The organism is Neisseria sp. HMSC070A01 (assembly GCF_001810165.1).
Taxonomy (GTDB): Bacteria; Pseudomonadota; Gammaproteobacteria; order Burkholderiales; family Neisseriaceae; genus Neisseria.
Map to the genome: position 1 here is coordinate 309,410 of NZ_KV800125.1, position 26,431 is coordinate 335,840.

Annotated in this window: 28 protein-coding genes; 18 read left to right on the forward strand and 10 right to left on the reverse strand. The window is 48.9% G+C overall.

What is annotated here, in order from left to right; translation table 11 throughout:
• Window positions 1-44: 44 nt before the first annotated feature.
• Window positions 45-1,586 carry an L-lactate MFS transporter gene (locus HMPREF2711_RS08420; protein ID WP_003747033.1) on the reverse strand — a complete coding sequence of 514 codons (1,542 nt, stop codon included), beginning with the start codon at window positions 1,584-1,586 and terminating at the stop codon, window positions 45-47.
• A 225-nt stretch (window positions 1,587-1,811) separates the two neighbouring features.
• A complete protein-coding gene (locus HMPREF2711_RS08425; RefSeq protein ID WP_003683473.1) occupies window positions 1,812-2,393 on the reverse strand; it encodes a superoxide dismutase in 582 nt (193 codons plus the stop codon).
• A gap of 154 nt (window positions 2,394-2,547) precedes the next feature.
• Between HMPREF2711_RS08425 and dnaB the strand changes: the two genes are divergently transcribed.
• From dnaB to HMPREF2711_RS08455, 6 genes are all read left to right on the forward strand, one after another.
• Complete coding sequence (gene dnaB / locus HMPREF2711_RS08430; RefSeq protein ID WP_036493702.1) at window positions 2,548-3,954, forward strand: replicative DNA helicase; 1,407 nt, start codon at window positions 2,548-2,550, stop codon at window positions 3,952-3,954.
• 160 nt (window positions 3,955-4,114) lie between these two features.
• On the forward strand, window positions 4,115-4,780 hold the full coding sequence (locus tag HMPREF2711_RS08435) for a GspH/FimT family pseudopilin (RefSeq protein WP_003747038.1): 666 nt from the start codon (window positions 4,115-4,117) through the stop codon (window positions 4,778-4,780).
• Window positions 4,781-4,795: 15 nt separating this feature from the next.
• The gene (gene pilV / locus HMPREF2711_RS08440) at window positions 4,796-5,461 is read left to right on the forward strand and encodes a type IV pilus modification protein PilV (RefSeq protein ID WP_003747039.1); all 666 of its coding nucleotides are present in this window, start codon (window positions 4,796-4,798) and stop codon (window positions 5,459-5,461) included.
• Window positions 5,462-5,463: 2 nt separating this feature from the next.
• A complete protein-coding gene (locus HMPREF2711_RS08445; RefSeq protein WP_003747040.1) occupies window positions 5,464-6,399 on the forward strand; it encodes a PilW family protein in 936 nt (311 codons plus the stop codon).
• A complete protein-coding gene (locus tag HMPREF2711_RS08450) occupies window positions 6,378-6,926 on the forward strand; it encodes a pilus assembly PilX family protein (protein ID WP_003747042.1) in 549 nt (182 codons plus the stop codon). The genes HMPREF2711_RS08445 and HMPREF2711_RS08450 overlap by 22 nt, the downstream gene beginning before the upstream one ends.
• Window positions 6,927-6,930: 4 nt before the next feature.
• Window positions 6,931-7,419 carry a PilX family type IV pilin gene (locus tag HMPREF2711_RS08455; protein WP_003747044.1) on the forward strand — a complete coding sequence of 163 codons (489 nt, stop codon included), beginning with the start codon at window positions 6,931-6,933 and terminating at the stop codon, window positions 7,417-7,419.
• 51 nt (window positions 7,420-7,470) lie between these two features.
• Here the strand turns inward: HMPREF2711_RS08455 and HMPREF2711_RS08460 are convergent, their stop codons facing one another.
• Complete coding sequence (locus tag HMPREF2711_RS08460) at window positions 7,471-8,091, reverse strand: Smr/MutS family protein (protein ID WP_003747047.1); 621 nt, start codon at window positions 8,089-8,091, stop codon at window positions 7,471-7,473.
• Between the two features lie 135 nt (window positions 8,092-8,226).
• Between HMPREF2711_RS08460 and HMPREF2711_RS08465 the strand changes: the two genes are divergently transcribed.
• From HMPREF2711_RS08465 to mutL, 10 genes are all read left to right on the forward strand, one after another.
• On the forward strand, window positions 8,227-8,604 hold the full coding sequence (locus HMPREF2711_RS08465) for a hypothetical protein (protein WP_003747049.1): 378 nt from the start codon (window positions 8,227-8,229) through the stop codon (window positions 8,602-8,604).
• A gap of 135 nt (window positions 8,605-8,739) precedes the next feature.
• Window positions 8,740-10,215 carry an anthranilate synthase component I gene (gene trpE / locus HMPREF2711_RS08470; RefSeq protein WP_070615969.1) on the forward strand — a complete coding sequence of 492 codons (1,476 nt, stop codon included), beginning with the start codon at window positions 8,740-8,742 and terminating at the stop codon, window positions 10,213-10,215.
• A gap of 65 nt (window positions 10,216-10,280) precedes the next feature.
• A complete protein-coding gene (locus HMPREF2711_RS08475; RefSeq protein WP_003747053.1) occupies window positions 10,281-10,892 on the forward strand; it encodes a hypothetical protein in 612 nt (203 codons plus the stop codon).
• Window positions 10,893-10,895: 3 nt separating this feature from the next.
• Complete coding sequence (locus tag HMPREF2711_RS08480) at window positions 10,896-11,219, forward strand: hypothetical protein (RefSeq protein WP_003747054.1); 324 nt, start codon at window positions 10,896-10,898, stop codon at window positions 11,217-11,219.
• 9 nt (window positions 11,220-11,228) lie between these two features.
• On the forward strand, window positions 11,229-11,849 hold the full coding sequence (locus tag HMPREF2711_RS08485) for a hypothetical protein (RefSeq protein WP_003747056.1): 621 nt from the start codon (window positions 11,229-11,231) through the stop codon (window positions 11,847-11,849).
• Between the two features lie 3 nt (window positions 11,850-11,852).
• Window positions 11,853-13,286 (forward strand): hypothetical protein, encoded by a 1,434-nt coding sequence (locus HMPREF2711_RS08490; protein WP_070615971.1) that lies wholly within the window; start codon window positions 11,853-11,855, stop codon window positions 13,284-13,286.
• Window positions 13,287-13,374: 88 nt separating this feature from the next.
• Window positions 13,375-13,944 carry an RNA 2'-phosphotransferase gene (locus HMPREF2711_RS08495; RefSeq protein ID WP_003747060.1) on the forward strand — a complete coding sequence of 190 codons (570 nt, stop codon included), beginning with the start codon at window positions 13,375-13,377 and terminating at the stop codon, window positions 13,942-13,944.
• A gap of 82 nt (window positions 13,945-14,026) precedes the next feature.
• Window positions 14,027-15,163, forward strand: coding sequence for a 5-(carboxyamino)imidazole ribonucleotide synthase (locus tag HMPREF2711_RS08500; RefSeq protein ID WP_003747061.1), 1,137 nt, complete (start codon window positions 14,027-14,029; stop codon window positions 15,161-15,163).
• A 72-nt stretch (window positions 15,164-15,235) separates the two neighbouring features.
• Window positions 15,236-15,718, forward strand: a complete 483-nt coding sequence (locus HMPREF2711_RS08505; RefSeq protein ID WP_070615974.1) for a GNAT family N-acetyltransferase — start codon at window positions 15,236-15,238, stop codon at window positions 15,716-15,718.
• A 36-nt stretch (window positions 15,719-15,754) separates the two neighbouring features.
• Window positions 15,755-17,731, forward strand: coding sequence for a DNA mismatch repair endonuclease MutL (gene mutL / locus HMPREF2711_RS08510; protein ID WP_003747066.1), 1,977 nt, complete (start codon window positions 15,755-15,757; stop codon window positions 17,729-17,731).
• Window positions 17,732-17,788: 57 nt separating this feature from the next.
• On the opposite strand, the gene kdsA is transcribed toward mutL, so the two are convergent.
• The 3 genes from kdsA to HMPREF2711_RS08525 form a co-directional block, all read right to left on the reverse strand.
• Window positions 17,789-18,631, reverse strand: coding sequence for a 3-deoxy-8-phosphooctulonate synthase (gene kdsA / locus HMPREF2711_RS08515; RefSeq protein ID WP_003747068.1), 843 nt, complete (start codon window positions 18,629-18,631; stop codon window positions 17,789-17,791).
• A gap of 74 nt (window positions 18,632-18,705) precedes the next feature.
• A complete protein-coding gene (panD, locus tag HMPREF2711_RS08520) occupies window positions 18,706-19,089 on the reverse strand; it encodes an aspartate 1-decarboxylase (protein WP_003678944.1) in 384 nt (127 codons plus the stop codon).
• 78 nt (window positions 19,090-19,167) lie between these two features.
• Complete coding sequence (locus HMPREF2711_RS08525; protein ID WP_003747070.1) at window positions 19,168-20,709, reverse strand: YdgA family protein; 1,542 nt, start codon at window positions 20,707-20,709, stop codon at window positions 19,168-19,170.
• A 175-nt stretch (window positions 20,710-20,884) separates the two neighbouring features.
• Between HMPREF2711_RS08525 and HMPREF2711_RS08530 the strand changes: the two genes are divergently transcribed.
• Together HMPREF2711_RS08530 and trpD are read left to right on the forward strand one after the other, a co-directional pair.
• Window positions 20,885-21,475 carry an aminodeoxychorismate/anthranilate synthase component II gene (locus tag HMPREF2711_RS08530; protein ID WP_070615975.1) on the forward strand — a complete coding sequence of 197 codons (591 nt, stop codon included), beginning with the start codon at window positions 20,885-20,887 and terminating at the stop codon, window positions 21,473-21,475.
• A gap of 88 nt (window positions 21,476-21,563) precedes the next feature.
• Entirely contained in the window at window positions 21,564-22,592 is a 1,029-nt protein-coding gene (gene trpD, locus HMPREF2711_RS08535; protein ID WP_070615977.1) for an anthranilate phosphoribosyltransferase, read from the forward strand.
• Window positions 22,593-22,656: 64 nt separating this feature from the next.
• Here the strand turns inward: trpD and HMPREF2711_RS08540 are convergent, their stop codons facing one another.
• The 4 genes from HMPREF2711_RS08540 to HMPREF2711_RS08555 form a co-directional block, all read right to left on the reverse strand.
• Window positions 22,657-22,971 (reverse strand): CsbD family protein, encoded by a 315-nt coding sequence (locus HMPREF2711_RS08540; protein ID WP_070615979.1) that lies wholly within the window; start codon window positions 22,969-22,971, stop codon window positions 22,657-22,659.
• 119 nt (window positions 22,972-23,090) lie between these two features.
• Window positions 23,091-23,657: an SGNH/GDSL hydrolase family protein gene (locus HMPREF2711_RS08545; protein WP_070615981.1), complete on the reverse strand. Its 567-nt coding sequence runs from the start codon at window positions 23,655-23,657 to the stop codon at window positions 23,091-23,093.
• Window positions 23,658-23,779: 122 nt separating this feature from the next.
• Entirely contained in the window at window positions 23,780-24,037 is a 258-nt protein-coding gene (locus HMPREF2711_RS08550) for a hypothetical protein (RefSeq protein WP_070615983.1), read from the reverse strand.
• An 87-nt stretch (window positions 24,038-24,124) separates the two neighbouring features.
• Entirely contained in the window at window positions 24,125-26,287 is a 2,163-nt protein-coding gene (locus HMPREF2711_RS08555) for a heavy metal translocating P-type ATPase (RefSeq protein ID WP_070615985.1), read from the reverse strand.
• Between the last annotated feature and the right edge of the window lie 144 nt (window positions 26,288-26,431).

Genomic DNA, 26,431 nt, shown 5'->3' on the forward strand with positions numbered 1-26,431 from the left:
AAAAGGCCGTCTGAAACTTTCAGACGGCCTTTCATTTTCAACAATCAATTAAACAAACTTAAGGCTTTCACAAACACCATAATGACACCGTAGCCCAAAGGAATGCAGACCAAAGCCCAGCGCCACCACACCCCGATACCGCCCGCTGATACTTTTTTACTAATCAGATAGGCATCGGATACAGCGGTTTCATCATCGGGATTACGGCTATGTGCCGCTACTTTAATGTCTTTCTCGTGGTGCTTTTCATGAACCGAACGGACACTCAAGTTACACAGCAAACCGACAATCAACAAACCCGCCATGATGTACATGGTAATGCTATAAGCCTCGGCAGCCGGAACGCCGCTTTCAATTTGACTTTGGCGGATATAGTTAACCAATACCGGGCCAATAACGGCCGCAGTTGACCATGCCAGCAAAATCCTGCCGTGTATTGCACCGACTTGATAAGTGCCGAACAAATCCTTCAAATACGCCGGAATCGCTGCAAAACCACCGCCATACATGGAAATAATGACGCAGAAACCAATGACAAACAAAGCCTTGTTACCGCTCCCGCCAATAGACGGAATGGCAAAATACAACAGCGAGCCAAGAACAAAGAAAATAGTATAAGTGTTTTTACGGCCGATTTTATCGGACACGCTGGACCACAAAAAGCGGCCGCCCATATTAAACAGGCTCAACAGGCTCACAAAACCTGCCGCCGCACCCGCACCAATGGCCGCTTGTTTTCCCACAGACGCCTCGGAAAACAGCTCCTGAATCATGACGGAAGCCTGTCCCAACACACCAATACCGGCCGTTACATTCAAACACAACACCCAAAACAAGAGCCAAAATTGCGGCGTTTTCATGGCTTGTGAGACATTGACATGATTGCTGCTGACCAATTTGCTTTTGTTTTTCGGCGCAACATAACCTTTAGGTTTCCAGCCATCGGCAGGTACACGGATCGTAAACGCGCCGAACATCATCAACACCAAATAAAACAATCCTAAAACCACAAAAGTCTGCGCGACGCCAACCGAAGTTTCACTGGAGAAAAAACTCATCAGCGATACCGACAAAGGCGAGGCCAACATCGCGCCGCCGCCAAAACCCATAATCGCCAAGCCTGTCGCCATGCCCGGTTTATCGGGAAACCATTTCATCAAAGTCGATACAGGCCCGATATAGCCCAAGCCCAAACCAATCCCGCCAATCACGCCATTGCCCAAATAAAGCAAAAACAGATTGTGCGTATGGACGCCAATTGCCGACACAAAAAAGCCCAAACTAAAACAGCAGGCGGCAACAAACATCGCCTTACGCGGCCCAACGCGTTCCATCCATGTACCGAACATGGCCGCAGACGCGCCCAACATTGCCAAGGCGATACTGAAAATCCAACCCACCGTGGTCAGCTTCCAATCTCCGGCAGCCGATTCAGTAATACCGATAAGCTTGGTCAGCGGCGCATTAAACACGGAATAAGCGTATATCTGCCCGATGGCAAGATGCACAGCCAAAGCGGCAGGCGGTACCAGCCAACGATTAAAGCCGGGTTTGGCAATGGTCGCCTCACGGTCTAAAAACTTCATAAAATCCTCTTATCTTATGTATGTCAAACGCTGATTCCATATCATATGAAATCGAAAAATTGTTAACAATATTGTAACATTAATCTCCCATTTTCCTTTTTGTCCTCTCCATGATAATTTTGCGCATCAGACAGAAAAAACATTCATCTAAACCATTTTCCTCATCCAATATCAACAAAAAGGCCGTCTGAAAATCTTTCAGACGGCCTTTTCATTCATATCGTTTTATGCGGCGAAGCGTTTGGCAACTTCATCCCAGTTAACGATTTCCCAAAAACCTTTCAGGTAGTTAGGACGGCTGTTGCGGTAGTCGATGTAGTAGGCGTGTTCCCATACGTCGCAAGTCAACAGCGGAGTATTTTCAGTAGTCAGCGGAGTACCTGCATTGGAAGTAGAAACCAGATCCAATTCGCCGGCAGGCGTTTTCACCAACCATGCCCAACCAGAACCGAAAGTACCGGCCGCGCAGGCATTGAACGCTTCTTGGAATTTCTCGAAGCTGCCCCATTTGGCGTCGATGGCCGCAGCCAATTCACCGGCAGGTTTGCCTTGGCCTTTAGGGGTAAATCCCAGCCAGTAGAAAGTGTGGTTCCAAGTTTGGGCAGCGTTGTTGAACATACCGCCGGAAGATTTTTTCACGATTTCTTCCAAAGGCATTTCTTCAAACTCAGTGCCTTTGATTTGATTGTTCAAGTTGGTGATGTAGGTTTGATGGTGTTTGCCGTAGTGGAACTCCAAAGTTTCTTTGGTCAGATGTGGGGACAATGCGTCCAGTTCATAAGGCAGTTGTGGCAGCTTATGTTCCATTTTTGTGCTCCTGATTGTTGATATTTATATTTTGGTAGTGTGCGTCGTCATATTGACAACATAGCTATTTTACCTGCTTTAGCCTAAACAAACCAATTGAACTTACACTGCGTTATAATAGCGGATTACAATTTTCCAGCCAGAGATGCCCGTCATGAGCAATTATTCCGACATGCCGTCTGAAGACCGTGAAATCAGTGCATTATCCTTGCCGCCGCATTCCACAGAAGCAGAGCAATCCGTTTTGGGCGGCCTGATGCTGGAAAATTCTGCTTGGGACCGTATTGCCGATGTCGTTTCCGGCGAAGATTTCTACCGCCACGAACACCGCCTGATTTTTCGTGCCATTGCCAACCTGATTAACGAAAGCCGCCCTGCCGACGTCATTACCGTTCAAGAAAGTTTGGAACGCAATGAAGAATTGGAAGCGGCAGGCGGATTCAACTATCTGATTACGCTGGCGCAAAACACGCCATCCGCTGCCAATATCCGCCGCTACGCCGAAATCGTGCGCGAACGTTCCATCATGCGCCAGCTTGCCGAAGTCGGCACGGAAATTGCACGCAGCGCCTACAATCCGCAAGGGCGCGATGCAGGCCAGCTTTTGGACGAGGCGGAAAACAAAGTATTCCAAATTGCCGAAAGTACCGCCAAATCCAAACAAGGCTTCCTTGAGATGCCCGATCTTTTGAAAGAAGTGGTCGAGCGCATCGATATGCTTTATTCGCGCGACAATCCTGACGAAGTAACCGGCATATCGACAGGTTTTATCGACCTCGACAAAAAAACATCAGGCCTCCAACCGGGCGATTTGATCATCGTTGCAGGCCGTCCGTCTATGGGTAAAACCGCCTTTTCGATCAATATTGCCGAACACGTTGCCGTAGAAAACAAATTACCTGTCGCCGTATTCTCGATGGAGATGGGCGGTGCGCAACTGGTTATGCGTATGCTGGGTTCAGTCGGACGTTTGGATCAAAGCGTTTTAAAAACCGGCAGATTGCAAGACGAACACTGGGGCCGTCTGAACGAAGCGGTCGTTAAACTTTCCGATGCGCCCATGTATATCGATGAAACTCCGGGCTTGACCGCGCTCGAACTGCGCGCCCGCGCCCGTCGCCTTGCACGCCAGTTCAACGGCAAATTGGGCTTGATCGTCATCGACTACCTGCAATTGATGTCAGGCTCCGGCCGTTCTGACAACCGCGCTTCCGAGCTTGGCGAAATTTCCCGCTCCCTCAAAGCATTGGCCAAAGAATTGCAAGTTCCCGTCATTGCCCTGTCGCAGTTGAGCCGTACCGTTGAACAGCGTACTGACAAACGCCCGATGATGTCCGATTTGCGTGAATCCGGCGCCATCGAACAAGATGCCGATTTGATTATGTTCATGTATCGTGATGAATACTACAACTCAGAATCACCCGCAAAAGGCTTGGCGGAATGTATTATCGGCAAACACCGTAACGGTCCTGTCGGGAAAGTGTTCCTCACTTGGATGGGCCAATTTACCAAATTTGATAATGCTGCCTATGTTCCAGAATCCATGTTGATGGAAGATTGAGACAGGTTATCTGAAAAACTAACCGAATTTCATATTTTATTAGTCACGCATTACAAAATCGTTTAGAATAAATCCAATAAAAGCAAAAGCATTGCCACAAGCAAATGCAAAAAGAGAAAACGTCGGTTACCCCAACACATTACTACCCAAAAAATCACTCATGTATCAGACACAAAAAGGCTTCACCCTAATTGAGTTGCTGATAGTCATTACTATTGCAGCAGTAATGGCCGTCATCGCATTTCCAAATATGAATCAATGGATTGCCTCCAGACGTGCGGCATCGCAAGCAGAGCAAATTGCCAATCTGCTGCGTTTCGCGCGAAATGAGGCCGTCCGTCTCAATCTTCCCGTTTACATCTGCCCGGTCAAAATCAAATCCGATGGCTCGCCCAATAATGGTTGCGATTCTAAATATGCCGGTAATGGTATGTTGGCCTACGCCGATAAAAACGGAGATTCCAGCTATAAAAACGATACAGTCGATTTATCCGTCCGCTCCATTATCCTTAATGGGGATACCGACAAAGTGGAATACAGCTTCAACTATATCCCTATCGGCAATGACCGTTCCACCCTCTCGACCTCAGCTTCAAAAGAAGTCTGGTGGAGATTCCTGCCCAATGGTACATTTGGCCATTCAACCGATGGCAAGAATTATCAATTTTCAGACGGCCACATCAAAATCAGCCTGACGGATAAATCCGCCGCCGATGCTGAAACCAAGAAAGCCCGTGCTACCGTACTTTTAGTCAATGGCAATGGGCATGTCGAAATCTGTGCTAAAAACGATGAGCGCAAAATATGCGAATACACTTCCAAATAATAACAACGGTATCTTATGAACATTACTAATCCTACTCATCTCAGATCATTTAAAGGCCGTCTGAAAACGGGCCCAACAAGCTTTACTCCAAAACTTCAATCAGGCATGACCCTGATTGAAGTTTTGATTGCCATGTTTGTCCTTGCCATCGGTGTGCTCGCCCTTCTAGCTGTCCAACTGCGTACAGTATCCAACGTGCGTGAGTCTGAAAATCAAACCACTGTCGCCCAAATTACACAAAATCTAATCGAAGGCATGCTCATTAACCCGACGCTCTCTGAAGAAACCGATACTGCAGGCGACAAAACCTCCCGTTATAAAAAATCCTACGATGCTTACATCACATCAAGCTCTGAACAGCTGAAAGACTCAAAGCAAACCAATGAATTTAAAGAAAAAATGACAAAAGCGCAACTTGCACAAGCTCAAATTGCCCAGTTTAAAGCCGATTTAGCCAAAGCCCTTCCCGAAGCCCAAGTCTTCTCGACCATCTGCAAAGATTCTTCCGGTGCAGAGCCGACTTACGAAAAGGGGTTTAACGCAAAATGCGATGGCAAAGGCGACACAACCATCGTGAAAGTTTTATGGTTGCAAGATGTTGAAGAAGAAAATAGCGCAAAAAATCTCAATACATCGGGGCATCACGTTGTCTATACCTACCAATCACGCGTAAGAGACTAACAATGAACAATAAACGCTTACTCAACCATATTCCCAATAAAACCGCGATGCGCGGTTTCAGCATCCTTGAATTTCTGGTTGCCAGCCTGCTCAGCATGATCGTCTTAATGGCGGTCAGCTCCACCTACTTTACTGCACGCGGATTAAACAAGTCTGCCAACACCCGTATCGGTATCCAACAAGATTTGCGCAACGCCGCCAATATGATCGTCCGCGATGCGCGTATGGCAGGCAATTTCGGCTGCTTCAATATGTCTAATTTTCCTGCCTCTGCAGTAACAGAAGACAAAAGCTCAGATGAATACACATTGAAAACGGCTGGTGTGAATAATCTATTACCGATTAAAGAAATCAATAAATTAGGCTATGCAGGCTTTGCTCAAACCGGCAAAGCCCTGCTGTTTCAATATGGAATCGACAAAGCAAACCCTGTTGTAAAAACAGCCATTGTCAGCAGCTGCTCAGGCATTGCAAAGCCTCAAACAGAAATTAAAGATTTGGATGCGGCAAAAACGGCTTTGAAAATGACCGACTCTGATCAAAACGGCAGTATCGCCATTATGAAGCATGAAATGATTGCCTACGCTGTCGGTAAACTTGGCGAAGAGAGCGGTTTGTTCCGTTTCCAATTATCAAATGATGGCTCATGGAGTAATCCGCAGCTCCTGATTAAAGGCATCACTGCTATGGATATTCACTATATCTATGAAGAATGCCCTCATTCTGAAAATACCTCTGCCAGCGGCGTAAATACAGAATCCTTTGATTACAAAACCGCATTGGATAGCTCAGCTGAAGCCAAGTCTCCCGCCTCAATCCAAATCGTACTGAATAACGGCAGTATCGACCCATCGAAAGAACAAGACAATAAAGTCGATATCTACAATATTAATGCCACCATCCGCGGAGGAAACGTATGCGCCGACCGATCACTCTAATTAAACCCGAACGGCAGCAGGGCTATGCTTTGTTTATCGTCTTAATGATGATGATCGTCATCGCCCTGCTCGTGGTTACAGCCACCCAGTCCTACAATACCGAGCAGCGTATCAGCACCAACGATGCCGACCGCAAACTGGCAACCACCCTAGCCGAAGCCGCATTGCGTGAAGGTGAAAATCAAATTTTTGATATTGAAGGGAAAAAGACTAATTTTACCAAAGAGTGTAAAGATGGTTTTTGCGCCACACCTAACGTGAAATCTGACAGCGAAGCCATCGAAGAAACCGCTACTGAAGATGCCTGGAAAAGAAAATGTGATAAAAATCAAAATCTTTGCATCGATGCCAACGGTAAAGAATACTCTCTAGGTAAAAATAGCGGCATTGCAAAAAATCCACGCTACATTATCGAATATTTAGGTAAAACTACTGAGGGTCGAATTACCTACCGCGTTACTGCCAAAGCATGGGGTAAGAATGCCAATACCCAAGTCGTCCTTCAGTCTTACGTCGCCAGCGAATAATATAATGAATACCACCTCTACCCAACAACTAGGCTTTACGCTGGTTGAGATGATGATTGCCGTCGCCATCTTAGCCATCCTGAGCGTCATTGCCATTCCGTCTTACAACCGCTACATTGAACGCGGCTACCAATCACAAGCGCATGCCGAGTTAGTCGCCATCAATTCCGCTTTTAAAAACCAGATGGTTAAAAATCCAAAGTGGAAAACTGATGAGATTAAAACCAAGTTGGATGACTTTATTTCCTCATATAAAGGCCATAAAGATTTGGCAGATAAATACAAATACTCTGCCGAAATGATTGATGCCAGTACAAGCCGTGCCTATCGTTTGAAAGCTATTCCCACAAAAACTGGCTACACCCTTTCCGTTTGGATGGATAGTTTGGGCAATGCTTACAAATGCACTGATATGGATTCCGCCAATAATTCCAAAACCACAATGACCAATGGCAAAGGTTGCGAATCGGTTTCCAAAAAGAAATCTTCTTAAACTGACAACCATAAAAAAAGCAGTGTCATTTATCGACACTGCTTTTTTATTTTACTGCTTCCAATCATCGTCTCGGCGTTGACGCTTCAACAATATCCTGACTGCACCATCATTGCCTTGTCGGGGTTCAACATAAGCCAACACATCAGGATGCTGCATCAACCAGCGGCGCGTCATATTTTTCAAAACCGGTTTATAGCCTGAAGAACCCAAGCCGCTGCCATGGACAATCTCGCCGCAAACGCCGCGTTTTTTCGTAAACTCAATAAATTCATTCAATACCTGCTGCGCTTCTTCCTGCGTATAGCCGTGCAAATCCACATCCGCCACCACAGGATAATGGCCGTTTCGCAAACGCATCAAATCATTTTTACCCTGTCCGTTTTTACTGAACGAAGCCGGCGGTTCTTCCCAGCCGCCGCTGCCCACATAAAAATAATCTTCCTGCTCCAAAGTCGCCATTTCTTTAGGTCGCGGCTTGATAGGCGATTTATCGCGGGGCTGTTCATAATAGTTGCCGGCATTTTTCAACGGTGTAACCTTACCAACCGCCTTGCTGAAATCTACATCCTCTACCTGCTTTTTAGCCTTCGCTTCCGCTTCCCGTTCCACAGCTTCCTTTTTCGCCTGTTTGCCCAAAGCCTTCAGCGTTTCTTGAAAGTTTGCCGTCATGGTTTGTCCTTTCCAAAAAATTGATTGCATACATTATAGCAAACCCGATTACAAAGCCGTCTGAAAGACTCTTATCATCGCACCTTGTTTAGGGTATAGTATTGTCGCCTTGTCAGTCTTACAAAGAGAAAAATCATGTTTAAACGCCCGGAAGAAATTATTGTTTTGGTACTTGCCCTATTATGGGTCGCACTCAGCTACTACTTCGCCGCCATCCTGATTTCAGATGCCTACACCATCCTCCTGATTACCGTATTGACCTTTATCTGGGCGATTGCATGCTTCTTCTTGTGGCAACGCAACTTAAGCCGTCATATTTGGCCGCTGTTTCTCGGCAGCCTGGTTGCCTGCTGGTGGCCCTACTTCACTTGGCTTGCAAGCGACGTTCCCGAAGGCACATGGTATTCGGGCTGGACATTCAAATCCATTATCGCCCTGATTCCCGTTATTGCCGCTTATATCTTCAAGTGGAAACGAAGCCGGAAAAACAAAATTTCCGATCCCCTTGCCTGATACCTTACGCCGTCTTTTTCAGACGGCGTTTTCCATATCTGACATGGCGCTCAGACTGTCAACAATTCCAATAAAATGCTATACTCTTCACACGATTTAACACCCTGAAACAGGCCGTCTGAAAGACTTATCAAGATGATCAGCAAACAAGAATACCAAGCCCAAGCCGCACAAGGTTACAACCGCATTCCACTCGTTCAAGAGCTGCTTGCCGATTTGGATACACCGCTCTCAATCTACCTCAAACTTGCCAACAAGCCTTTCACCTACCTGCTCGAATCCGTTGTCGGTGGCGAACGCTTCGGCCGCTATTCCTTCATTGGCCTGCCTTGCAGCCACTATCTCAAAACCAGCGGCAAACATGTCGATGTGTATCAAAACGGCGAAATCGTCGAACAACACGACGGCAATCCCCTGCCCTTTATCGAAGCCTTCCACAACCGCTTCAAAACGCCCGAAATCCCAAGCCTGCCACGCTTTACCGGCGGCTTGGTCGGCTACTTCGGTTATGAAACCATCTACAATTTCGAACATTTTGCCCACCGCCTGAAACATACGGCCAAAGCCGATCCGCTCGGTACGCCCGACATCCTCCTGATGCTCTCGCAAGAGCTTGCCGTAGTGGATAACCTAAGCGGCAAAATCTACCTCATCGTTTACGCCGATCCCTCGCAGCCCAACGGCTACGAACACGCGCGCGAACGTCTTGAAGACATCCGTACCCAGTTGCGCCAAAGTTGCGCCATCCCGCTCTCGCTCGGCAGCAAACAAACTCAAGCAGTCAGTGAATTTGGCGAAGAACCTTTCAAAGCCTGTGTCAACAAAATCAAAGACTACATCTTTGCAGGCGACTGCATGCAGGTTGTCCCGAGCCAACGCATGAGCATGGAATTTACCGACAATCCGCTTGCCCTCTACCGCGCCCTGCGTACGCTAAATCCATCGCCGTATATGTTCTACTACGATTTCGGCGATTTCCATATTGTCGGCTCTTCGCCCGAAATCCTCGTCCGCCGCGAACGCGACGATGTCATCGTCCGCCCTATCGCCGGCACACGCCTGCGCGGCAAGACACCAGCCGAAGACCTCGCCAATGAGCAAGACCTGCTGAGCGATGCCAAAGAAATTGCCGAACACGTCATGTTGATTGACTTAGGACGCAACGACGTCGGCCGCATCAGCAAAACCGGCGAAGTCAAAGTCACCGACAAAATGGTGATTGAAAAATACTCCCATGTGATGCACATCGTCTCCAACGTCGAAGGCCGTCTGAAAGACGGCATGACCAACATGGACATCCTCGCCGCCACCTTCCCCGCAGGCACACTCTCCGGCGCCCCCAAAGTCCGCGCCATGGAAATCATCGAAGAAGTCGAGCCGAGCAAACGCGGCATCTACGGTGGCGCAGTCGGCGTATGGAGTTTCAACAACGACATGGACTTAGCCATTGCCATCCGCACTGCCGTGATTAAAAACAATACCCTCTTCGTCCAAAGCGGCGCAGGCGTAGTTGCCGACTCCGACCCGACATCCGAATGGCAGGAAACCCAAAACAAAGCCCGCGCCGTGATACGCGCAGCACAGATGGTTCAAGAAGGGTTGGATAAATAATTTTCAGACGGCCTTTTTGACTTAAGCTCATCTAAAAGAAAAGCTTATTTCTAAAGAAAGAAACCATGAAATACGGAATCGCAATTATATTAACTGTCGGACTGCTTTCAGCCTGTTCTTCCGTCAAAACAACGCCCGAAAAAGAAAGTAAAACCATAAATCAAAATATACAACCCACGCCTGGAAGACCAAACCTGACCGCCCCCGAAGTGCTAACCAAAGTATTGGATTTCCTGCGCCATGCCCAATCGCCCGAGGACTTCCGGATTGAAACGGCAGGAAAAGTGATGAATTTAAGGTTGCTGGAACGCACAGACGGTTATAGCGATTTTTATATCGGTAATAAGTTTGGCGACAGCGATTGGATCTGGTCAATTAATTTTACAAAAGATCAATCCGGAAAGATGCGCTTAAATTTCGGTGATGTAGGAGGGTATTCCCCTGCCACACCGATTTGCCAAATGGATTTGGACCGGTTCCATCCACTACTGGTGAAGGCAGGGTTTATCTATACAGGCAAAGGGCATTGGGGCAGACCCTTCAACGGCTATGAAAAAAAATATCCTAACGGCTACGAAGCAGATCTCCAAGTCTTTTATCGGGGAGAAAGTGCAGAAAAGGTACTGCACGACTGCATCAATGAAATCGTTTTTGAAGTTTTTAAACCAAGGTGGTAAGAAATGCACCATATCAATCCCAATCTGCAAAAAATTTTGGACGACTTTGCCCAAAGCTCGCTCCCCAACGGCAAAAACTCGAACGAATACCGCAACCTGATTGCCCCCATAACGGCATCACCCGTACTGAATAAAAGATTGAATACGGCAGCGGAAAAGGGCTATTTGGAAAAACTGGCGGTCAATAAAAATCCGAATGCCGGCGCCAGCTACAATGCGAGGAAAACTCGGATTTCCATTAATCTGTCTCAGCTGGAAACGAGGCTGCTGTTTCAGACGACATTTCCTGACAAAAGGCCGTCTGAAAGATCAGCTTCCCAGTTTTGAAAGAACCCCATGAAATACACAACCGCAACCGCATTGACCGTCGGGCTGCTGCTTTCAGCCTGTTCCACCGTAAAACACATGCCCGCAAAGGAGGAAAACATTATGAATCAAGATACACAACAGATTGCCGGAAGACCAGATCTGACCGCACCCGAAGTGCTGACCAAAGTATTGGATTTCCTGCGCTATGCCAAATCGCCTGAGGACTTTAAGATTGAAACGGCAGAGAAAGTGATGAAATTAAAGTTGTTGGAACGTAAAGACGGATATAGCGATTTTTATACAGGTAATGAATTTAGAGATAGTGATTGGGGATGGTCAATCAATTTCAAGAAAACACGATACGGTGGCGGTAGGATGGATTTACATTTTAGAAACGAGGGAGGCTATCTTCCTGCTACGCCGATTTGTCAGATGGACTTAGATCAGTTCCATCCTTTAATTGAGAAAGCTGGATTTACCTATACAGGTAAAGGGCATCAAGGTAGGCCTTTTAATAGATATATTAGAACCTATCCAAACGGCTATGAATCACATCTTCAGGTGTTTTATCAAGGAGAAAGTAAAGAAAAAGTACTACATGACTGTATTAAAGAAATTTCTTTCCTTATTTTTAAACCTGGCATATAAAAAATGAACCAAATCAATCCTAAGCTACAAACTATTTTAGACAACTTTACCCAAGACTCTCTACCAAACGGCAAAAATTCGATTGAATACCACAATCTGCTGGAAGCAGTAACAGCTTCACCCGTATTAAACGAAAGACTTAATACGGCAGTAGAAAAAGGTTACTTAGAGAAACTGTCAGTTAACCAAGATCCTAATTCCAGAGCCAGCTATACCTCAACAACAAAAGAAATTTCGATCAACTTGCAACAACTGAAAACCCCAGAAGAACAAAAATCTTTTATTTTTGTACTCGGTCATGAGATTCAACACGGCTTTTACCACTACGAACAAGGTCGTAAGGAAACAGAAAAACACGTAATTGATGAAGTTCGACAGATAGCAGCAAGTGATGTCAAACAGAAAGACTATACTCACCCTTTGAAATTATGGCTAGATACTGAACGCAAAAATGAAGCATTAGCAATGATTGCAGGCTGGAACGCAGTCACCAGCCATGAGCAAAAACAGCAAGGCAAAACCAATCTCAGCCTACAAGAAATTATAAAAGAGGGTTTCGGCTATGAGCATTTTTTCTTAGATGAGAAACAATATTACCTCTATTTAAATAATGACCCACAAGGGAAAATCACCCCAACAGCTGGTTTAAAGTTTAATGCTGACATGACCATCTCCGACAGCCAGCATGAAATCCTCGCCAAAACCTATTTCGATCGCTTACCAGACCAGACCCACCTAGGGAAACATGGTGACTCTGATTACCGCAATAGCTACGCAACTGGTCCTATCAGCTATATCGTACGCCAACATTATGCTCACAACCCTGATGCCAAACTGATTATCGATATGAAGGGTTTGGGACTAGATGAGTACTTAATCGAACGCAACGGTTTAGACTTGGGTAAAGCAAAGCGCCGAGAAGCCTATTATGATAAAACTAGCCCTGACACAAGGCAATATTTTGACCATACCATCAATGGTGAAAATCAATTCGAACATGTTCCAATTACTAACCCTAAATCTGAAACCGAAGAACAGAACCATCCTTATTCTCTCAAAAATATGCCAGAGCAGGCGCAAAAACTCCACGCGCAAATTACAGACAAATTTACTGAATTTATAAAAAAACATCATCTGCCTTATTCAGAAGACAGTATTCAGAACGGTATTGCGGCCTTAACTGCTGAAGCCTATGCTAAAAAACTCCCTGAAATTATGGCATTCAACATCACAAAAGATAACTGTCTAGGCGTCATGCATAAGGATAATGCTTTTCTCCGAATCGCTAAAGTTGATGTCAATGAAGCAATGAACATTGATTCTAGAGAAAGTTTTAAAGATATACTGAAAACTGAACAAAACTTTCAGTTAGAAGCTGAACAACGTGAAATGGAAAAACAGATGAATCATTCACAAAGTATGGGAATAGTTCGTTAATACTGTCAAAAGTAAAGCCTATAATCTCTAGAAATTTTTAGGCTACTATAACTGATCTTCTAAACTATATCAGTCTAAAATGGGCATAATGATACTAAACGAAAAACAACTAAAATCCATCAGCAAATTCCTCAGCTTTATCTTGCGTCATCATCCCGAGCAAATCGGTATTACTTTGGATAAAGACGGCTGGGTGGATATTGATACCCTACTAACGCAGGTAAACCATCCCGAGCGCGGCTTTACGGGCAATCCGCTGACCTACGAAATATTGTTGGAAGTGGTCGAAAACAACGATAAAAAACGGTTTACCCTTTCTGAGGATGGCAAACGCATCCGCGCGGCGCAAGGTCATTCGACGGCACAAGTTCAAGTAGAACACAAAGTAGCGACGCCTCCTCAGATTTTGTATCACGGTACGGCTGAGCGCTCTGTTCCGTCTATTTTGGAGCAAGGCCTGCATTCTGCCTCGCGCCATTTTGTCCATCTTTCTGCCGATGCCGCAACAGCCGTCAACGTCGGTTCCCGACACGGCAAGCCGGTTGTATTGACCATCGACACTGTCGCCATGCTTGCGGCAGGACATCAATTTTATCTGGCGGACAACGGCGTATGGTTAACTGAAAACGTTCCGCCGCAATTTATCGGCAAACTTTAAAACATCAGGCCGTCTGAAGCCGTAAACCATGTTCAGACGGCCTGCAAACACCCTACCCAATTTATTCATAAAGCGATTATCCATGAACACATCCCCCATCCTCCCTCCCGCCATGCTCGGCATCCTCGGCGGCGGACAATTAGGCAGAATGTTTACTGTTGCTGCCAAAACCATGGGCTACAAAGTAACCGTACTCGATCCCGACCCGAACGCGCCGGCAGCGGAATTTGCCGACCGCCATTTGTGCGCGCCGTTTGATGATTCGGCCGCTTTGGAAGAATTGGCAAAATGTGCGGCGGTTACGACCGAGTTTGAAAACGTCAATGCCGATGCGATGCGTTTTCTCGCCAAACACACCAATGTTTCCCCCAGCGGCGACTGCGTTACCATCGCGCAAAACCGCATTCAGGAAAAGGCATGGATACGCAAAGCAGGCCTGCAAACCGCGCCGTATCAAGCAGTTTGCAAAGCCGAAGACATCACTGAAGAAAGCGTACAATTTCTGCCCGGCATCCTGAAAACGGCTACTCTGGGCTATGACGGCAAAGGCCAAATCCGCGTCAAAACGGTGGACGAACTCAAAGCTGCATTTGCCGAACACGGCGGCGTGGATTGCGTTTTGGAAAAAATGGTGGATTTGCGCGGCGAGATTTCCGTTATCGTATGCCGTCTGAACAATGACAACGTGCAAACTTTCGACCCTGCCGAAAACATTCACGAAAACGGCATCCTCGCCTACTCCATCGTCCCAGCCCGACTGAGTGCCGACATTCAGCAACAGGCGCGGCAGATGGCGCAGCGTTTGGCTGATGAATTGAACTACGTCGGCGTATTGGCGGTAGAAATGTTTGTTGTCGGCGATACACATGAATTGGTCGTTAACGAAATCGCACCGCGTCCGCACAATTCCGGCCACCATACCATCGACGCCTGCGCGGCGGACCAATTCCAGCAACAGGTCCGCCTGATGTGCAACCTGCCTCCGGCTGACACTAAATTGCTGAGTTCTTGCTGTATGGCGAATATTTTGGGCGACGTTTGGAAAGAAGACGGCGGCGAACCCGAATGGCTGCCGCTGCAAAGCAACCCGAACGCACATCTGCATCTTTACGGTAAAAAAACCGCGCGCAAAGGCCGAAAAATGGGCCACTTCACCGTTTTGGCCAACGATGCGGACAACGCGTTCCAAACCGCACAAACCTTGCATCAAAGCCTGTAACCTTACCCACTTTTTTCAGACGGCCTTTGATTGCCAAAGGCCGTCTGAAATCAATTTTTCCGACCATCCGCCATGAGCCTTCTGACCATCCTCCGTCCGGCAACCAAAAAAGACTGCCAAGCCATACACAATGCCCATCTACATGCCGTTCAATACGCCTGCATCCGCAGTTACGACGAAACCATTATGCACGCGTGGGAAAGTCTGCTCGACATCAACAGCTATTTGGAAACCATCTCCGATAAAAACAAAGCCTTGTGGGTGGTCGAATACAAGGGGCTGATTCAAGGCTTCTTCCAAGTCGATTTCAAAGAAGCGCAACTGGACGCCTTATACGTCCATCCGCTCTTCCACAATCTCGGCTTGGGTACGGCCCTGCTCAGCCGCGCCGAAGAAATGGCCCGAAATGCAGGCCTCAGCTTTCTCAAACTGTATGCCTCGCTCAATTCCGTGCCTTTCTATCGGCTCAACCGTTATGAATCGCTCGGTACTGCCGTATTGCAGCTGAACAAAACCGTCCGCGTCGAATGCGAATTGATGCGCAAATACCTGTAATTTCCCCTTCCGCTATTGCTTTTTTGAAAGAAACCGATGTCCCGAATTGCCGCCCTGCCCGACCATCTTGTTAACCAAATCGCCGCCGGCGAAGTGGTCGAACGCCCTGCCAACGCCTTGAAAGAAATTGTTGAAAACAGTATCGATGCAGGCGCGACAGCGATTGATGTCGAGCTGGCAGGCGGCGGCATCCGCCTGATTCGCGTCAGCGACAACGGCAGCGGTATCCATCCGGACGACATCGAGCTTGCGCTCCACCGCCACGCCACCAGCAAAATCAAAACCTTAAACGATTTGGAACACGTTGCCAGCATGGGCTTTCGCGGCGAAGGCTTGGCCAGTATCGCCTCCGTCAGCCGCCTGACCCTGACCAGCCGTCAAGACGGCAGCGCGCACGCAACCCAAGTTAAAGCCGAAGACGGCAAACTCAGCAGCCCCACCGCCGCCGCCCACCCCGTCGGCACCACCATCGAAGCTGCCGAACTCTTCTTCAACACCCCCGCGCGGCGCAAGTTCCTCAAATCCGAAAACACCGAATACGCCCACTGCGCCACCATGCTCGAACGCCTCGCACTGGCGCATCCGCACATTGCATTCTCACTTAAACGCGACGGCAAACCAGTGTTCAAACTTCCTGCACAAAGCCTGCACGAACGCATAGCCGCCATTGTCGGCGATGATTTTCAGACGGCCTCGTTGGAAATTGACAGCGGCAATGGCGCATTGCGGCTCTATGGCGCGATTGCCAAGCCGACCTTTGCCAAAGGCAAAACCGACAAACAATACTGCTTCGTCAACCATCGTTTTGTCCGCGACAAAGTCATGCTCCATGCCGTCAAGCAGGCATACCGCGATGTATTGCACAACGCGCTGACGCCTGCTTTCGTCCTCTTTCTCGACCTGCCGCCCGAAGCCGTGGATGTCAACGTCCACCCGACCAAAACCGAAATCCGCTTCCGCGACAGCCAGCAAGTACACCAACTCGTGTTCCACACACTCAACAAAGCCCTTGCCGACACGCGTGCCGACTTGACCGAAAGCGTTAGCAACGCAGGCGAAGTGTTGCATGACATTACCGGCGTTACGCCTGCACCAATGCCGTCTGAAAACAACAGCGAAAATCTGTTTGATGACGTATCCAACTACCCGACAGGCAACAAATCCGACACACGCAATGCCTTTGGTTCATCAGGTAAAACCGCGCCTATGCCTTACCAAGCCGCACGCGCGCCGCAACAACGCAGCCTGTCCCTGCGCGAAAGCCGCGCGGCCATGAATACTTATGCCGAACTCTACAAAAAAACCGACGACATTGACCTTGAGTTGAGCCAATTCGAGCAGGCACGTTTCGGCAATATGCCGTCTGAAATGCCTACCCAAAAAACAGATACGCCGCTTTCAGATGGTCTTCCATCACAATCCGAACTGCCGCCGCTCGGCTTTGCCATTGCCCAATTATTAGGCATCTACATCCTTGCCCAAGCCGAAGACAGCCTGTTGCTCATCGATATGCACGCCGCTGCCGAACGCGTCAACTACGAGAAAATGAAACGCCAACGTCAGGAAAACGGCAACCTGCAAAGCCAGCGCCTGCTTATTCCCGTAACCTTTGCCGCGTCCCACGAAGAATGCGCCGCCCTCGCCGATCATGCCGAAGCACTGGCAGGCTTCGGGCTGGAACTGTCCGACATGGGCGGCAATACCCTTGCCGTCCGCGCCGTCCCCGCCATGCTCGGCAAAGCCGACGTCGTTTCACTGGCCAAAGACGTATTGGGCGAACTCGCCCAAGTCGGCAGCAGCCAAACCATCGAAGAACACGAAAACCACATCCTTGCCACCATGTCCTGCCACGGTTCCGTCCGCGCCGGCCGCCAACTTACCCTGCCGGAAATGAATGCGCTCCTGCGCGATATGGAAAATACGCCGCGCAGCAACCAATGTAACCATGGCCGTCCGACATGGGTCAAACTGACTTTAAAAGAATTGGATGCGTTGTTTTTACGCGGACAGTAACGCCGATAAAAAGGCCGTCTGAAACTGCTTTCAGACGGCCTTTTAATTGATTGACCCTTAACGAATATCCATAGGTGCAAACGATTTCACGGTTTCATCGATTGCTTTAACACGGGTCAGGAAGTCTTCCAATTGGGCAAGCGGCAATGCGCTTGGGCCATCGCATTTGGCTTGGTCGGGATTGGCATGGGATTCGAGGAACAAACCGGCCAATCGGGTTGCCATGCCGGCAAGCGCCAAGTCCAATACTTGGGCGCGCCGGCCGCCTGATGCTGCGGCACCGGATTCGCGCGTTTGCAGGGAATGGGTTACGTCAAAAATAACCGGCAGGTTGTGACACGTTTTTTTCATCACGCCAAAGCCGAGCATATCGACCACCAAGTTGTCGTAGCCGAAGTTTGCGCCGCGTTCGCACAAAATGATTTGCTCGTTGCCTGCTTCTTGGAATTTCTCGACGATGTTTTTCATTTGAGACGGGCTGAGGAATTGCGGCTTTTTGATGTTGATGACATTACCGGTTTTCGCCATTGCCACCACCAAATCAGTTTGGCGTGCCAAGAAGGCAGGCAACTGAATGACATCGCAGACTTCGGCAACCGGTTGGCATTGGTAAGGCTCGTGAACGTCGGTAATCACGGGAACGTTAAACTCGCGCTTCACCGCTTGAAAAATCTTCATGCCTTCATCCAAACCCACACCGCGGAAAGAGTGGATGGAAGAGCGGTTTGCCTTGTCGAAAGAGGCTTTGAACACGTAAGGGATGCCGAGTTTATCGGTTACTTTAACGTATTGCTCACAGGCTTTCAGCGTAGAGTCGAGGTCTTCAAGGACATTGATGCCGCCGAAAAGGGTAAAGGGCGCATCGTTGCTGACGGTGATGTTGTTGATTTGGATATTCACGGCAAAGCCTTTCAGATAAGTTGAATTTGGGAAACAGGCCGTCTGAAACGTTTCAGACGGCCTTTGTTTGAATATTACAACACGGTGTGCGGCGGCTCATAAGAAATCACGTCGCGGATTTTATTGTTCTCATCGACGAGGACGACTTTCGGCTCATGCGCTGCAATTTCGGGTTCGGACAACATGACGTAAGACATGATAATCACGATGTCGCCTTTTTGAACCAAACGCGCGGCCGCGCCATTGAGGCAAACGACGCCGCTGCCGCGTTCGCCGGGGATGGTGTAGGTTTCAAGGCGTTCGCCGTTGTTATTGTTGACGATAGCGACTTTTTCGTTCACGCAAATACCTGCCGCATCCAACAGGTCTTGGTCAACGGTAATGCTGCCGACGTAGTTGAGGTCAGCTTCGGTAACGGTGGCACGGTGGATTTTGCCGCCGAGCATGGTACGGAACATGGGTTTCCTTTTTGATTGTGGGTTGATTTGCGGTTTTAACTTCAGTGAAGCTAAAACCGCTGTTTGTGTGATTGAGGATTAGTTATTGGGAAAGTCTGATTCGTCAAACTCGGGTTCCGGGTCGCTTTGAAGGACTTTTCCGTTTAATTTCAACTCGCTGTTTTGCAGAGTCAGATGGGTTTTGACATTATCGTCTTCTAAGGTCAAATATTTTTCTCTTGCCATGCTTTTAATGGTGCTGTCTACCATCAGGCGCAAGGTCTCGTTGATATCGTCGATGCTGGCGCGGCCTGCGGCTTCATCTTCGGCATTGACGCTAAACAGGCTGCTTACTTGGTTGACGGCGAGCTGCTCCAACAATTTTTGCGGTACGCTCATGTTGAAGTCGGCTTCGGTTTTCTTCAGCATATCGCCCAGGCTGTTGAGGTCTTTGGCTGTCAAACCTTTAAAGGCAAGCTTGCCGCTGACATCGACATCACCATTAGGCATGGTAAATTTGAAGGTTTTGATGTTTAAAACCGGATTGTTGGTAAACAGGCCCGAAGCCTCGTTTTTGGCCGTCTGAAGCAAAGAAGCCTGAATTTCTTCTTCGCTCATTTTCTTCACGGACACTTCGGCAATTTTGTTTTTCAACGCCAAAAGTGATGCGGCGTCCAAATGCTCGGCGGCAACATTGATGTCCAGAGGGCCGTATTTGTCTTCGCCATAGGTCAGGCTTTCAAATTGGAAGCGGCCTTCGCTGTTGATGAATTTATCGACTGCGCCGGTCTGGGTATCGAAACGCAGTTTGTTGACTTCGATTTTAGACGGAGCAATCGTGCCGGTCGGATTGATGAATGCACCGATTTGCAGGTTAGTCACAAGGTTGACCAACTCGTTCAACTTAACGTTGTAATCGATGTTTTCTTTCCATTGCAGCAGGAATTTATCCAGCGTAATGCTGCTCTTGCCCAAAGAAAGTTTGGTCAGGCCGTCTTCCGTTTCGGATTGGAAGCGCAGGTTTTCCAAAGACACATCGCCTTTGTCGGCCAATTTGACTTGCAAAGACGGCGCAAGGTAATCGTGGCGATAGCTTTTGAAGCCTTGGCTGTAATCAGTATTGCCGCTAAAGCCTTTCCAGTTGAGCTTAATACCGGAAAGCTCTTCATAATCGAAGGCGGGGATATTGAGGCTGAGTTTGCCGTCGCCGGAAAGGTAAACCGTATTGGTCATGGTCAACGGCATTTGCTGGCCGAAGAAGCGGTCTAAAACTTTTTTGGTTTCCGGATGGTATTGGAACTCGGTTTCCACATGGGCGCGCGTACCGAATCCGCCGGCAAACGGGCCGTGTGTTACGTGGTTGATGACCGTAATCGGCTCTTGCAGGACGGTTTTCAAATTGTCCGGCAGGTATTTTTGCGTATTTTGAAGCAGGGTCGGCTTGAGGCGGATGACGGTCGTCTCGGTCGAACTGAACCAACCGCGATCGTATTGGTGGGATTCAACGGTCAGGAAACCGGACTCCTGCAACAGCTTTTGTTGCTCGGTCAGGCTTTCTTCCGCTTTGACACCGAGATAGTAAGGCGTGCCGAGCGCAGCGGCGATAACAACGGCGGCAGTCGGGATAAGATACTTTTTCATCACTTCAAACAGATTAGGTTCAAAGCGTAAAGCATAGCATTTTTTAGCTGTTTTGTCTTATCCGCCGTTTCAGACGGCCTTTAGGGGAAGATTGTGATATTATGCAAATATAAACGGTTTTTACACTTTTGGCAGGCCTTACCCTGTCTGCCGAAATGTCATTAAAGGTTTGCAAATGCTTTTATTCATTGATAACTACGACAGCTTCACCTACAACATCGTTCAATACTTTGCCGAATTGGGGCAGGAAGTTTTGGTACGCTGCAACGATGAAATCACCCTCGAAGAAATCGAAGCCCTGAAACCGCAATATCTGGTCATCGGCCCGGGCCCTTGCTCACCGAAAGAAGCAGGCATTTCTGTTGCAGCCATGCAGCACTTTGCCGGCAGGCTGCCCGTCATGGGCGTGTGCCTCGGCCATCAAACCATGGGCGAAGCGTTCGGCGGCAATGTCGTGAGCGCGCAAACGATGATGCACGGCAAAGTCTCCCCCGTTTTCCATCACGGCACAGGCATGTTTAAAGACCTGCACAATCCGGTCAACTGCACGCGCTACCACAGCCTCGCCATCGACCGCGCCACCCTGCCCGACTGCCTCGAAATTACCGCATGGACGGAAGACGGCGAAATCATGGGCGTACGCCACAAAGAATATGCCGTTGAAGGCGTACAGTTCCACCCCGAAGCCCTGCTGACCGAACACGGCCACGATATGCTGAAAAACTTCTTGGAAGAATTTAAAGACTACCGCCCGCAAAAATCTTAATGAAAGGCCGTCTGAAATGGGGTTGACAGTGTTCAAACCGCATTTTCAGACGGCCCGAATCACATCGGACACGAACAAAGGAACCATCATGATTACCCCTCAACAAGCGATTGAACGCCTCATCAGCAACAACGAACTTTTCTACGATGAAATGACCGACCTCATGCGCCAAATCATGAGCGGCCAAGTTCCGCCCGAGCAAATCGCCGCCATTCTGACCGGCCTGCGGATTAAAGTTGAAACCGTTTCCGAAATTACTGCCGCAGCCAGCGTAATGCGTGAATTCGCCACCAAAGTGCCGCTGAAAAACGCCGATGACTTGGTCGATATTGTCGGCACAGGCGGCGACGGTGCCAAAACCTTCAATATTTCGACGACTTCCATGTTTGTTGCGGCGGCGGCTGGCGCGAAAGTCGCCAAACACGGCGGCCGCTCCGTTTCTTCATCCAGCGGCGCTGCCGATGTCATGGAACAAATGGGCGCCAACCTCAACCTCAACCCCGAACAGGTCGCCCAAAGCATCCAGCAAACCGGCATCGGCTTTATGTTCGCGCCCAACCATCACAGCGCCATGCGCTATGTCGCCCCTGTCCGCCGTTCGCTCGGCTTCCGCAGCATCTTCAATATCTTGGGCCCATTGACCAATCCTGCCGGCGCGGCAAACCAACTCTTGGGCGTGTTCCACATCGACTTGTGCGGCATTCTTTCCCGCGTATTGCAACAGCTTGGTTCCAAACATGTTTTGGTTGTGTGCGGCGAAGGCGGTTTGGATGAAATCACGCTGACCGGCAAAACCCGAGTTGCCGAACTGAAAGACGGCAAAATCACCGAATACGACATCAGCCCGGCTGATTTCGGCATGGAAATCCGCCGCAATTTGGACGAAATCAAAGTCGAAAACGCGCAAGAATCCCTGCAAAAAATGAACGAAGTGCTGGACGGCAAAGCCGGTGCTGCACGCGACATCGTCGTCCTCAATGCTGCCGCCGCACTCTACGCAGGAAATGTGGTCGCTTCGCTGGCGGACGGCGTCAAAGCCGCGCAAGAAGCCATCGACTCCGGCAAAGCCAAAGCCAAAAAAGACGAGTTTATCGAATTAGGCAAACAGTTTGCCTAAGCTTTAAAACCATAAACAAAGGCCGTCTGAAAAATCTTTCAGACGGCCTTTTATTCTTTAAATATTAAAACTTGCTTTTAATATCATTAATCAAGCCTTCGGCTTTTTCTTTGGCTTCTTCAGCCAAGTGTGCTACTTTCTCTTTGGCTTCATCGGCTAAAGCAGTTGCTTTTTCTTTAGCTTCTTCAAACAATTGCGAACCTTTTGCTTTACCTTCTTCTAAAGCGTCACTGGCTTCGCTGCCAATATCTGATGCTGCTTCTTTTACTTTGCCAACGCCTTGTTGAACCAAGCCTTCAGCTTCAAGTTTAGCATTGCTGGATACATTGCCAGCCACTTCTTTTACTTTACCGCTGATTTTATCTAATTCTCCGCTCATGGTTATACTCCTGGATTAATGTTGATAGGATGAGTGCTACTTTACCTTATATCGGGGGCTTCGTTTCAACTTTAAAGGCCGTCTGAAAGCCAAAACATGACAAAACGAGTTAAGTAGAGTTAGTCCATCTGTTTCGATATCGCTTCGGCTACTGCCTTGCCTATCATCTTACTGCCAAACTCATTGAAATGAAGCCCGTCACACAGCATCACATCGGTCAAATCCTGCTCAAACATTAGGCTGTATAAATCATTGATGGCAAAACCATATTGCCTTGCCAAATCCTCCGCTACACGGTTATAGGCCTTCAAATCAGCCATATAGCGGCGCGAGGGTTTGACGATATTGTGTACGCTTTCCAAAAAGGGCGTACTGCTCGCCCAAATAATTTTTGCTCCAGTCTGTTTCAGATAATCGAAAATTTGGGTCAGGTTGTTGCAGTAGGTTTCTATATCGGCCACCGGCTCATTACAGCCCTGATTGTGGCGGATATCGTGCAAACCGCAGTTGATGTGGATAACATCTCCCGCAGTCGCGTCCTCTGTCCATTGCTCGATATGCTCTAATATATCATGCGACGAGCGGCAGTTTTCCGATGGAGAAACAATATCAGCTTCAGGCAAAGCGGCACGCGTGTAAGGCTCCGAAGCAAGCCGCACGGAATCGCCGATTAAGTAAACGGTCATTTTTGTTCTCCTCCCTTTATTTGAACCAACAGCAAGGCCGTCTGAAATATCACTTATATGATTATAAGAGTGCTATTTCAGACGGCCTTAACTTCAGTCAAGTTCTATCGTCAAATCATCAATTAACGCTGACTGTTTTTATAAAAATCAATTAATTGCTTGGCCTGCAACATGGGCAGCCCAAAACGGTCGCTCACGGCTTTCCAATCCTTCCATTCCTGATCGGTCAAATTTTGCCCGATCCATTTGAGGTTTTCCGGATTACTTTTGATTTTCTCAAAATACGCCTGCTTGCGTTTCCAGTTGCGCAACCACACCAGCAACATGGTAAAAATACATAAAACAATCAATACAATATTGGTAAACAACATCATGTCCATACGACATACTCCCGCGTGGGTCTCAAAATCAGAAAATATGGATTAAAGGCCGTCTGAAGAAACAGTCTTCAGACGGCCTTTATATTATCACTCAATCTTCACCCGTTTCAGGCGCAAGGCGTTGCTCAACACGGAAACCGAGCTTGCTGCCATTGCCGCGCCTGCGATAACAGGGTTTAGGAAGCCGAGCGCGGCGAGCGGAATGCCCAATATATTGTAGAAGAAGGCAAAGAACAGGTTTTGCTTGATGTTTTTCAAGGTTGCCTGCGACACCAGCAGGGCATCGGCGAGTTGGTTGACCGAATGCTGCATCAGCGTGGCGGAAGCGGTGTGTTCGGCAACGTCCGCACCGCCTTTCATGGCGAAGCTGACGTTGGCGGCGGCGAGCGCGGGTGCGTCGTTGATGCCGTCGCCGACCATCGCTACGGTTTTGCCGGCGGCTTTGAGTTTCTGCACTTCGGCGGCCTTGTCGCGCGGACTCATATTGCCGAAGGCGTGTGCGATGCCCAGTTGTTTGGCGACGTATTCGACCGTGCCTTGGTTGTCGCCGCTCATGATGTAAACGTCGATGCCGTGTTTTTTCAGACGGCCTATAGCTTCGGCGGTGTCGGCTTTCAGCGCGTCGGCGAGCGCGAATGCGCCGATGGGTTTGTTATCAACCGAGACTGCGACAATACTTGCAATGTCCCAAACGCCGTCTGAAAACTTCGGCAAGGTCAATTCGGCAAATTCGGCTTTGCCCGCTTTCACCAAACCCACGCCTTCGACTTCGGCGGTAATGCCTGCGCCGACAACGGTTTGCGCGTCTTGTGCAGCAGGGATGTCCAAACCGCGCGCTTGGGCGGCGGAGATAATGGCACGGGCGAGTGGGTGGGCGGCGTTTTGTTCGACGGCGGCGGCGATGCGGTACAAAGCATCTTCGTCAAAACCACTGTCGGGAACACAGTAAACGGCGGCAACCTGCGGCTTGCCTTCGGTCAGCGTGCCGGTTTTGTCCAACACAACGGCATCGACGTGTGCCGCCTCTTCCATCGCCGCCGCGTCTTTGAACCAAATGCCGTGTTTCACTGCCTTGCCCATGCCGACCATAATTGCGGCGGGCGTCGCCAGACCGAGCGCGCACGGGCAGGCAATCACCAAAACGGCAACGGCGTGCATCAGTGCCACCGTCCAATCGCCCTTAATCAGCCAAGTAACGATAAAAGTCAGAAGCGCAATGCCCACGACAGTAGGCACAAACACCGCCGCCGCTTTATCGGCTACGCGCGCAATCGGTGCCTTGCTGCCTTGTGCTTCAGAGAGCGCATTCATCATGTCGCCGAGCAGGGTTTGGCTGCCGAGCTGCGTGGCGCGGTACACCACGCTGCCCTCGGTCATCAGCGCGCCAGCCAACACTTTGCCGCCTGCCTTTTTCTCTTCGGGATTAGATTCACCGGTGAGGTGGCTTTCGTCCGCCCAGCCGCTGCCGCTTTCGATAATGCCGTCGGCGGCAATGCGTTCGCCGTGGTTGGCGCGGATTAGGTCGCCGATTTGTACTTGGTCGATGGGTAGTTGCCACCATTCGCCATCGCGTTGCACGTTGACTTGGGTCGGCGTAAGTTTCAGCAGCAGGCCCAAGCTGTTCAGGCTGGATTTTTTAGTGCGGTGTTCCAAAAATTTGCCCAGAGACACAAAACCAATCACCATCACGCCCGCTTCAAAATACACATGCGCCATGCCGTGCGCCGCGTGCGGGCTGAAAAACAACATATAGACGGAATACAGGTAAATCGACACCGTGCCGATGGTAACGAGCACGTCCATATTCGCCAGTCCGCCTTTAATACTCGCCCACGCGCTTTTGTAAAACGGCACCGCCAGCCAAAGTTGAACCACGCTTGCCAGCGCAAACTGCCATACCGGCGGAATCATCCAATCGTGCCTACCGATCATCATGCCTGTCATGCCGATAAGGAACGGGACGTTGATGGCGAACAGCAGCCACAGCCGCCAGCCGATATGGTGTTCCGTTTCCGGCTGCGGCAGCGCGTCTTCCGTCTTTTCCTTCGCGCCGTAGCCGGTTTTCTCGATGATTTTGGCGATGTCGGCGGCAGAGGTTTGGCTGTCGTCAAACACCACCTGCGCCTCCTCGCTGGCAAAGTTCACCCCTGCCGATTCGACAAAATCTTTTTTGTTCAACACTTTTTCAATACGAGAAGCGCAGGCCTGACAGGTCATGCCTTCGATTTGGAAACGGACTTTTTGTTGCATGGCAAAGCCTCCTATTGATTGTTTGGCGCATGTTTTTTGTGTTTATGTATTATCAAACGAAAACGACATAATGGCAAAAAGTAAGTTATCAAAAAACAAAGATAGTGTATTGCATTGTCAAATATCTTTACATTTCTTAATAAT